Below are 9,604 nucleotides of genomic sequence, written 5' to 3'. Positions count from 1 at the left end.
GTTTAACGATTATAATGGTCCGACCCACTTTGCAAAAACTTCTTGCATAGGGTTTAGTCTCGGCTGTCGTGGAAATTGATATGCATGTTATCCCGTGTTTTTTAGTGCTTGCCGCTCTGACCGGCGTTTTACCGAACAGTGCCCAGGCGGATGAAATCTCTTTGGCCAGCCAACGTCAGCTATTTTTGCGCGCCGAGCAAGCACTTGACCAGAATCGCGATGCCGAATATTTCGCGCTGGCTTCAAACCTAAAAGGCTACCCGCTATATCCTTATCTGCAATACCAATGGTTAAAAAATCATTTGGACGCCGACGCCGACATCAAACAGTTTTTAAACGAGCACGCCGCCAGCCGTTACGCGGCCGGGCTGCGGCAAAAGTGGTTGCTGGCTTTGGGTAAAAAGCAGCAGTGGCTAGTGCTGTTGAATAATTATAAAGGCAGTGACGATCCCGAGCTGCAATGCTACGCTGGCCTAGCTCAATTGCAAACCGGCCAAGCCTTGGAAGCCTTCAATCAAGCCCGCGCTTTATGGTTAAGCGGTAAATCGCAACCGGATAATTGCGATGTCCTGTTCGAAGCTTATAAATCATCGCCGCATTTTAATAAGGAACTGATCAACCAACGATTTCACGCCGCCCTCAAGCGCGACAATCAAAGCCTGGCCAGCTACTTGACCCGATTTTTCAGCGACGCGGAACTCAAGCAGGCCAATACCTGGTTAAAACTGCACCGACAGCCGGAAACCGTTATTGCTGATACAGGCTGGCGCGAGAACCCTGAGCAAGCCGGAGAACTGTTTGCCCACGCGATTGACCGCTGGCTGGAAACCAACGTCGAAACGGCCATGACGACTTGGGACAGCCATAAATCGCAAATCGCCATTACGCCGGCAACCGCCGCTTTTATCGAAAAACGCATCGCTATCGCCTTGGCCTTAAAACACGACAGCCGCGCTTACGCCCGCTTGTCGCAACTGGAAAACAGCGACGAATCGGCCCGGGAATGGCGAGTCAGAGCCGCATTGAATATGCAGAACTGGCAAGACGTCGCTGTGGCGATTACCGGCCTTAACGACGACGAAAAATCTCAGGAAAAATGGCAGTACTGGCAAGCTCGCGGCTTGGCGGAAACCGGCCAGAGCGCAGCAGCCAATGCCTTGTTCCAACAATTGGCAAAAAATCGCAGTTTCTACGGTTTTCTGGCCGCCGGCAGATTAAGGCAAGCCATTGAACTGGTGGACAGACCTTTGACGGTATCAAGCAGCGACCTCGAGACTTTACAAAATCGACCGGATTTCCAGGTATTTTCCGAACTACTCGCTATCGACAGAAAACCGGAAGCCAAACGCCAATGGTGGTACGCAATAGCCAAACTTGACAGTCGCCAGCTACCCGTCGCTGCAAAACTGGCCCAACAAGCCAATTGTCCGGCTTTGGCGATTGCCACTATAGCCAAGGCTAATCAATGGGACGACGTCAATTTGCGCTTTCCGCTGATCTATATCCAGCCCATCCAAAGTCACGCTGCAGCACAACAATTGGATCCGGGTTTGATTTTGGGATTGATCCGCCAGGAAAGTGCGTTCGATGAATTGGCCGACTCGCCGGCTGGCGCTAAAGGTTTGATGCAGATTATGCCTAACACCGGCCGGCAAATTGCCGCCGAATTGCGCGATAGTTGGGATAGCGATTACAGCCTGTTTAAGCCGGAACTCAACGTCAAATACGGCGCGTTTTATTTCAAAAAACTATTGCGCCAATTCAATGGCCACGTCGCACTAGCCACGGCCGCCTATAACGCCGGCGCCAATAAAGTGAAGCGCTGGCTACCGGAAAACCGAGCTTTGCCGGCCGACATCTGGATTGAAAACATCCCTTACAAGGAGACTCGGGGGTATGTTGCATCGGTGTTAATGTATAGCTTGATCTACCAACAACGGCTGCAACGCGACAGCTTAAAGATCGACGATCTAATGCGCGAGGTCATGCCCGGCTAAAAATTGAGCTGATTTTTTAAGCCGATTATTAGATAATGCCGCAGTTTTTGAACCCACCAACCAGGTAAAAATCAAGATGGAGAAGCAGCACAGTTTCACGCGCGAAGAATTATTAATGTCCGGCCGAGGTGAATTATACGGTCCGACCAACGCGCAGCTACCGCTTCCCAATATGCTGATGATGGACCGCATCGTCCATATTTCCGATGAAGGCGGCAAATACGGCAAAGGCGAAATCATCGCCGAGCTGGATATTACCCCCGAATTATGGTTTTTTGATTGCCACTTTCAAGGCGACCCGGTCATGCCAGGCTGTCTGGGTTTGGACGCGATGTGGCAATTGGTCGGCTTTTATTTATGCTGGCTGGGCGGCCCCGGCAAAGGCCGCGCGCTGGGTTGCGGCGAAGTTAAATTCACCGGCCAAGTACTGCCGACAGCCAAAAAAGTGACTTATAAAATCGACTTGAAGCGTGTAATTCTACGCAAATTGGTCATGGGCATCGCCGATGCGACGATGGAAGTCGATGGCAAACAAATCTACGAGGCGACCGATTTACGAGTCGGTTTATTCACTTCCACCCAAGATTTCTAAGGAAACCATCATGAAGCGCGTCGTTGTAACAGGTTTAGGGATAGTTTCCAGCATCGGCAACAACCGGGACGAAGTGGTTGATTCTTTACGCGCCGGCCGTTCCGGTATCGTTCACGCACCGGTCTATGCCGAAATGGGCTTTCGCAGCCATGTACACGGCCCGGTTAATATTGATCTGGATGAAGCGATAGACCGTAAAGTTAAACGCTTTATGGGCGACGGTGCCGCATACAACTACCTGGCTATGGAGCAGGCTATTGCCGACTCCGGCCTGGAAGAGTCGCAAGTGTCCAATATCCGCACCGGCTTAGTGATGGGCTCAGGCGGGCCGTCAACGTCCAATCTGGTCGATTCCGCCGACATTCTGCGCTCGAAAGGCGTGAAAAAAGTCGGTCCGTACATGGTGACGCGCGCCATGTCCAGCACCAATACAGCCTGCCTAGCCACACCCTTTAAAATCAAAGGTGTCAATTACTCCATCAGCTCCGCTTGCGCCACTAGCGCCCACTGCATCGGCCACGCCATGGAATTGATTCAATTAGGCAAACAAGACGTTGTGTTCGCCGGCGGCGGTGAAGAACTGCACTGGACTATGTCGGTGATGTTCGACGCGATGGGCGCCTTGTCCTCAAAATATAACGACACGCCAGAAACGGCCTCTCGTCCCTACGACGAAACCCGCGACGGCTTCGTCATTTCCGGCGGCGGCGGCGTGTTAGTCATCGAAGAATTGGAACACGCCAAAGCCCGCGGCGCCAAAATCTACGCCGAACTGGTCGGCTACGGCGCCACATCTGACGGCTACGACATGGTACAACCCTCCGGCGAAGGCGCAGTGCGCTGCATGCAACAAGCCTTGGCTACCGTTAATGAAAAAATTGACTATATCAACGCGCACGGTACCAGCACCCCGGTAGGCGATACCCGCGAACTAGAAGCGATGCGCGAAGTGTTTGGTGTTGACGGCGTACCGGCAGTCAGCTCAACCAAATCTTTAACCGGACATGCCTTGGGTGCGGCCGGCGTCAACGAAGCCATTTATTCCTTGCTGATGATGCAGGAAAACTTCTTGAGCGCATCCGCCAATATCAACCAACTCGATCCAGGTGCGGCCGGCATTCCTATCGTTAGAGAATATCGGGATAACGTCACGCTGAACACCATTATGTCCAACAGCTTCGGCTTCGGCGGCACCAACGCCACGCTGATTTTCCAACGCTATAACGGCTAAATTTAGCGCGGCTAAACGTCCCTTTAGCCGCCTTTTCCAACATCCATGTCCGATCCAGAACACAAATCCCGCACCCAGTTTAACAAGCTGCAAAAACGCCTGAGACGCTGCGTTGGCGAAGCCATCGCCGACTTCAACATGATAGAACCTGACGATAAGTTGATGGTCTGTCTGTCAGGCGGCAAAGATTCTTACACCATGTTGGACATTCTGCTGAACCTGCAGAAAACCGCGCCAATCAATTTTGAGATTATTGCCGTCAATCTAGATCAGAAGCAGCCAGGCTTTCCGGAACATGTGCTGCCGGAATATCTACAATCGATAGGCGTGCCTTACCACATTATCGAGCACGACACTTACAGCATCGTCAAACGCATCATCCCGGAAGGCCAAACCACTTGCAGCCTATGTTCTCGGCTACGTCGCGGCACGCTGTACGGATTTGCCAAGGAACATAAGATCACCAAGATCGCCCTGGGCCATCACCGCGACGACATTATCGAGACTTTCTTCCTGAACATGTTTTACGCCGGCAAACTAAAAGCCATGCCGCCGAAGCTGCTGAGTGACGATAAGCAAAACATCGTCATACGTCCGTTAGCATATTGCCGGGAAAAAGACATCAACCGCTTCGCGGCTTTCAAACAGTTTCCGATCATTCCCTGCAATCTGTGCGGTTCGCAAGAAAACCTGCAACGCAAGGCCATGAAACAAATGCTCAACGCTTGGGATAAACAATTCCCCGGCCGCATCGAGACGATTTTCGCCAGTTTGCAAAATATCGCGCCGTCGCAAATGGCCGATACCAGCTTGTTCGATTTTGCCGGCCTGCGCCGCGACCCCGAATCCACTATTCCGCGCGTCGTATCCGATGAAGCCGGACTGGACATCCTAGAACGCTAATAGGGAATGCAACGATGAAACACACCATCTTAGTGACGGGCGGCGCCGGCTATATCGGCAGCCATACCTGCGTAGAACTGCTGAATAACGGTTTCGAGGTCATCGTTGTCGACAACCTAAGTAACAGCAAAATCGAATCGCTGAAACGTATCGAAACCATTACCGGACAAAAGCCCGGTTTCTATCAAGCCGACATTACCGACCAAGCCGCGCTACGGGAGATTTTTAAAGCGCATAAAATCGATGCGGTGGTTCATTTCGCCGGCCTGAAAGCCGTCGGCGAATCCTGCCAGCAACCCCTGAGCTATTACCACAACAACATCTACGGCACCCAAGTGTTGCTGGAAACGATGGACGAGTTTGCAGTGAAAAGATTGGTATTCAGCTCGTCGGCGACCGTTTACGGCGACCCGCATAGCGTACCGATTCTGGAAAGCTTCCCGCTGCAAGCCGCCAACCCTTATGGCCGCACCAAACTGTTTATCGAGGAAATTCTGCGCGATGTCAGCAATGCCGACAGCCTGAACAGCAACAGCCAGCCCTGGCAATTTGCGATACTGCGTTATTTCAATCCCATCGGTGCGCACAGCAGCGGTTTGATCGGTGAAGATCCCAACGGCATACCCAATAATCTGATGCCGTTTTTATCGCAAGTCGCCATCGGCAAATTGCCGGTCCTGTCGGTGTTCGGCGACGACTACCCTACCAAGGACGGCACCGGCGTGCGCGATTACATTCATGTGGTCGATCTGGCGCAAGGCCATATCAAAGCCTTGCAATACCTGATTGGTAAATCGGCCGATACCGCTATTTGCGATGCGATTAATTTAGGAACCGGCAACGGCTACAGCGTATTGGAAATGATCAATACCTTCATTGAAGTGACGGGCCAAGCGGTACCTTACAAAATCGCACCACGCAGAGCCGGTGATGTCGCGGCCTGCTACGCTGATCCGAGCTTGGCTGAAGCAAAAATAGGCTGGAAAGCGGAACGGGATTTAAAACAAATGATAACCGACACCTGGCGCTGGCAGAAAAACAATCCCAGCGGTTACCACTAAGCAGGCTCGGTAACCAACACCAAACCGCCATTCTCAATACGGTTTCTGCCTTTACGTTTGGCTTCGTACAAGGCAGCATCGGCGGTTTGCACCAATTGCAACGCAATCTCGGCGACAAGCTTTTTCTGCGACCGGCTAGGCTGGTAAGTCGCCACACCTATCGAAATAGTCACCGGGATGGCTTGGTCGCCATACTCCACCTGCAAATTAGCGATACTCAAACGAATCCGCTCGGCAATTTCCGAGGCCGTACTTTCATCGGATTGCGACAGCAAGGCCACAAACTCTTCGCCACCATAACGCGCCAGCACATCGTTATTGCGCAACAATTTTTTGATGATACCAGCCACCACAGCCAGTACATGATCCCCGGCCTGATGCCCAAAACCGTCGTTGATGCGCTTGAAAAAATCGATATCCAAAAACAGGCAGGACAAGGGTTCGCGATTGCGTTGGCTGCGATCCAACTCTTCCTCTATGCGCTGCTCCAAAAAACGCCGATTGTTCACGCCGGTCAAGGGATCGACCAAACTGGTGCGCCGCATGGTTTCGACGTTTAAATTGTTTTCCAGGCAAATGCTGATGACCGAGGCGATGTGCTCGACAAAATCGGTCGCCATGCCTTGCATGAAACGCTCATTATGATAACTGCCCAAATTCAACGAACCCAAATACCGATTCCGGCGAATCAGCGGCGCAATCACCACCGACGCCGGTTTTTGTTGACTGGATTCGGAAAAAAACTTCTCGCAAATCGTGGTTTGATAGCTACCCAGAAACGGCTGATCGGACAGACCAAAACCATGCCGCAATTGCCATTCGCTACTGGCTAAAAACAGCCCTTCCCTGTCCCGAAAATTATAATTATCCACTTCCAGATAACCGGCAATTTCGTTTTTCGGATCGATCAAACACAAACTGATCACGTCCAAATCGAATAGCGCCTTGGCTTCACCAAGAATGAACTCTATCATTTCCGCCAACGAACTAAGGCCCAGCAAACGCATTTCAAAGCTTTGCAATCGTTTCAAGGTCAGGCTGTTGTGTTGGACGCGGTTGAGCATACCGTCCAAATGACTTTCCAACACCCGCAAATCTGTTGTTATATCCTGTTCCAAGCTCGGCCCCACCCGCTTAATCGAGGTGATAAGACTAGCAGTTTTCGCAGAAAAAGTGTGTAGTTGAGGGCACTTCCAGCACACATCTCCCGTCCACTCTGATTGCAAATAAATCAGGCAATTCACCCATTAAAACGGCATATGCCATACCCTGCCGCCGGGTGCCATGTGATTTTGTCTTTCAAAATCAACACACTTGTTTATTGGTTCAAATATTGCTGTAAATCGGCTCTATCGGGTTCCAAGCACGCCAAACACGTCTTCGCCATGAACAGCCTCACCTTCAACATCGACGATTTATTTTTGAGCCATCGCGATTCGTTGATTCACACTATTTTCGGCATCGTCGGCTGCCCGCAAACCGCCGAAGACTTGGCGCATGAAGCTTACATAAAAATGCTGCACGCCCTGGAAATCCAAGACATCAGTTACCCGCGGCCGTTTCTGTACCAAATCGCAAAAAACCTGGCACTGGATCATCTGCGTAAAGAGCGTATTCGCCAACGCGCCGACGACTCAAAAACGGCCGATACGGACGAAGATATATCGCTGCTGGACAATTTGCCGGACGATACCCCGACGCCCGAGCAGCAAGCGTCCGATCAACAAGAACTGGCATTGATGCTGGCAGCGCTTGAGCAATTACCCGAACGGCGCAGGCAAATTCTGGTGTTGCACAAATTTCACCATTGGAATTACGAGCGGATCGCCACCTATTACGGCATATCGCGTAGCGCGGTAGAGAAGAATGTACAGTTAGCTCTAACTCATTTATTAGCCAGCCGGCAAGACTAGGGGCTGTTGCCATTTTGTCATAATCCCTTTGAAAATCGATTGGCGAGCCATATTGATTGAGTTTTCAATCAAACGATAACTAGCGAATGCCACGCCAACTGCTTACAGATACCCACTGGGAAAAGCTAAAAACGATTATGTTGAGTTTCAGCATTTACGACAAACCCGGTCTTCGGCAAACGGTCGAAGGGATTTTTTATCGCTTGCGTGTTGGCTGCCCTTGGCGAGACTTGCCCGTCGCTTTTGGCAAGTGGAATGCCGTGTACAAGCGCTTCAATGCCTGGTCACTGCAAGAAAAGCTGAGGGGTATCTTTCAAGCGCTAGTGATTGAGCCTGATTTGGAATGGCTATTTATTGATGGCAGCATTATTAAAGCCCATCAACACAGTAGCGGCGGCGCCCATGAAAACCCAACAGCCATCGGGAAATCGGTCGCAGGCAACACGACCAAAATCCATATGGCGGTTGATGCCGGTGGACTTCCCATCCAGTTCTCGATTACGGGGGGCGAAGTACATGACTGCAAAGAAGCGCCGGAATTTGTGGCCAAGCTCCCCCAGGCGGGCTACATGATTGCAGACAAAGGGTATGACAGCGAGCCGTTACGGATTCAAATTCGAGACCAAGGCACAGTCCCCATCATCCCAAGAAAACAAAATTCAATAGTCGGGAATGAGGAAATGGACTGGTGTCTCTATAAATATCGCCACCTCGTTGAAAACGTATTTGCGCGACTGAAACATTTTAGAGCTATTGCCACCCGATATGACAAACTAAAACGCAATTTTGAAGGTGCTATCGCCCTGGCTTGTGCATTTATATGGTTACCGATGTGAAACGGCAACAGCCCCTAGCCATTACCTTAGGCCATACTGATTTTCCTTAACACAGCACCAATACTGATAAAATTCGCCCCATTGCCTAACCCGTCAACCGCCATGCCTTTACGTTTTGATCAGGAAGTTCCATCGCCGGGTAATGTCCAAGATCAAGCACTTGCCTGGTTTGCCCGCTTACAAGACCATAAAAGCGGTGCGGCCGATCAAGCCGAGTTTGCCTGCTGGTTAGCCGCCGACCCCACGCATCAAACCGCTTACGACAAAGTGGTGCAACTCTGGCAATCGCCAGCATTGAACGCCGCCCTAAGCCAATACGCCAGCATCCCACTTCGGCCGCCCGCGCAGCGTAAATCGACCATTCGGCGCTGGGCTGCCGCCGCCAGCATTACCTTGATTAGCGGCTGGTTCCTGGCTTCAACCGGCTGCTTGCAACGCTGGCAAGCAGACATTACCACCGCCACCGGCGAACAGCGCCGAGTAATACTGGCGGACGGTTCCGCGCTGGTTCTCAATACCGATAGCGCGGTAAAACTGGATTACGCCGGTCAACAGCGCGGCGTAACCTTATTAAGCGGCGAAGCGTATTTTGAGGTGCAAGCCGACAAACACCGGCCATTTATTGTGACGACAGCACAGGGAACCGTGCGCGTGGTAGGCACCCGTTTCAGCGTCAAAACCGGCGATACTACCCAAGTGAATGTCGAAAGCGGCCTAGTGATTTGTAGCGCCGAACAAGGCCAAAACCGACAATTAAGCGTCGGCCAACATACCGAGATCGATGCTCACAGCGTTGCGGAAATCAGCAACATAGATACCGGTAAGACCTTTGCCTGGCTAAAAGGCCGCCTGATATTTCAAGATCGAACCTTGGCAGACGTAATAAGCGAACTGGATCGCTACCATCCCGGCACCATCGCCATCGCCGACGCCAAGTTGGGCCAAACCCGCATCACCGGCAATTACAAACTCGAAGATACCGCAGCCCTGATCCGAACCCTAGCGGACATTGCGGGAGCCAAAACCATCAATATCTCGCCTTATCTGACGGTGTTAAAAAGCTAAGCCCAA

The 9,604-nt window shown here is 51.6% G+C and carries 9 protein-coding genes; 8 read left to right on the top strand and 1 reads right to left on the bottom strand.

Features of this window, described 5'->3' with window-relative positions:
- Positions 1–80 precede the first annotated feature (80 nt).
- The 5 genes from ACWAU0_RS16745 (at position 81) to galE (ending at position 5,784) form a co-directional block, all read left to right on the top strand.
- On the top strand, positions 81–1,997 hold the full coding sequence (locus ACWAU0_RS16745; RefSeq protein ID WP_458137329.1) for a transglycosylase SLT domain-containing protein: 1,917 nt from the start codon (positions 81–83) through the stop codon (positions 1,995–1,997).
- Between the two features lie 76 nt (positions 1,998–2,073).
- Positions 2,074–2,589 carry a 3-hydroxyacyl-[acyl-carrier-protein] dehydratase FabA gene (gene fabA / locus ACWAU0_RS16740; protein ID WP_033156420.1) on the top strand — a complete coding sequence of 172 codons (516 nt, stop codon included), beginning with the start codon at positions 2,074–2,076 and terminating at the stop codon, positions 2,587–2,589.
- Between the two features lie 10 nt (positions 2,590–2,599).
- A complete protein-coding gene (fabB, locus tag ACWAU0_RS16735; protein ID WP_171695641.1) occupies positions 2,600–3,820 on the top strand; it encodes a beta-ketoacyl-ACP synthase I in 1,221 nt (406 codons plus the stop codon).
- A 45-nt stretch (positions 3,821–3,865) separates the two neighbouring features.
- Entirely contained in the window at positions 3,866–4,723 is an 858-nt protein-coding gene (gene ttcA / locus ACWAU0_RS16730) for a tRNA 2-thiocytidine(32) synthetase TtcA (protein ID WP_458137328.1), read from the top strand.
- A gap of 14 nt (positions 4,724–4,737) precedes the next feature.
- The gene (gene galE / locus ACWAU0_RS16725; RefSeq protein WP_458137327.1) at positions 4,738–5,784 is read left to right on the top strand and encodes a UDP-glucose 4-epimerase GalE; all 1,047 of its coding nucleotides are present in this window, start codon (positions 4,738–4,740) and stop codon (positions 5,782–5,784) included.
- Here the strand turns inward: galE and ACWAU0_RS16720 are convergent.
- The gene (locus tag ACWAU0_RS16720; RefSeq protein ID WP_458137326.1) at positions 5,781–6,902 is read right to left on the bottom strand and encodes a DUF484 family protein; all 1,122 of its coding nucleotides are present in this window, start codon (positions 6,900–6,902) and stop codon (positions 5,781–5,783) included. The two genes, galE and ACWAU0_RS16720, sit on opposite strands and share 4 nt — an antisense overlap.
- A gap of 267 nt (positions 6,903–7,169) precedes the next feature.
- Between ACWAU0_RS16720 and ACWAU0_RS16715 the strand changes: the two genes are divergently transcribed.
- The 3 genes from ACWAU0_RS16715 to ACWAU0_RS16705 all read left to right on the top strand — a co-directional run bounded on the left by ACWAU0_RS16715 (position 7,170) and on the right by ACWAU0_RS16705 (position 9,598).
- On the top strand, positions 7,170–7,697 hold the full coding sequence (locus tag ACWAU0_RS16715; RefSeq protein ID WP_458137325.1) for an RNA polymerase sigma factor: 528 nt from the start codon (positions 7,170–7,172) through the stop codon (positions 7,695–7,697).
- A gap of 86 nt (positions 7,698–7,783) precedes the next feature.
- Positions 7,784–8,533, top strand: coding sequence for an IS5 family transposase (locus ACWAU0_RS16710; RefSeq protein WP_129871393.1), 750 nt, complete (start codon positions 7,784–7,786; stop codon positions 8,531–8,533).
- Between the two features lie 102 nt (positions 8,534–8,635).
- A complete protein-coding gene (locus ACWAU0_RS16705; RefSeq protein WP_458137324.1) occupies positions 8,636–9,598 on the top strand; it encodes a FecR family protein in 963 nt (320 codons plus the stop codon).
- Positions 9,599–9,604: the final 6 nt, after the last annotated feature.

This window comes from Methylomonas sp. Uni0009, from assembly GCF_054188105.3.
This window is presented reverse-complemented; position numbering and strand designations above follow the sequence as displayed.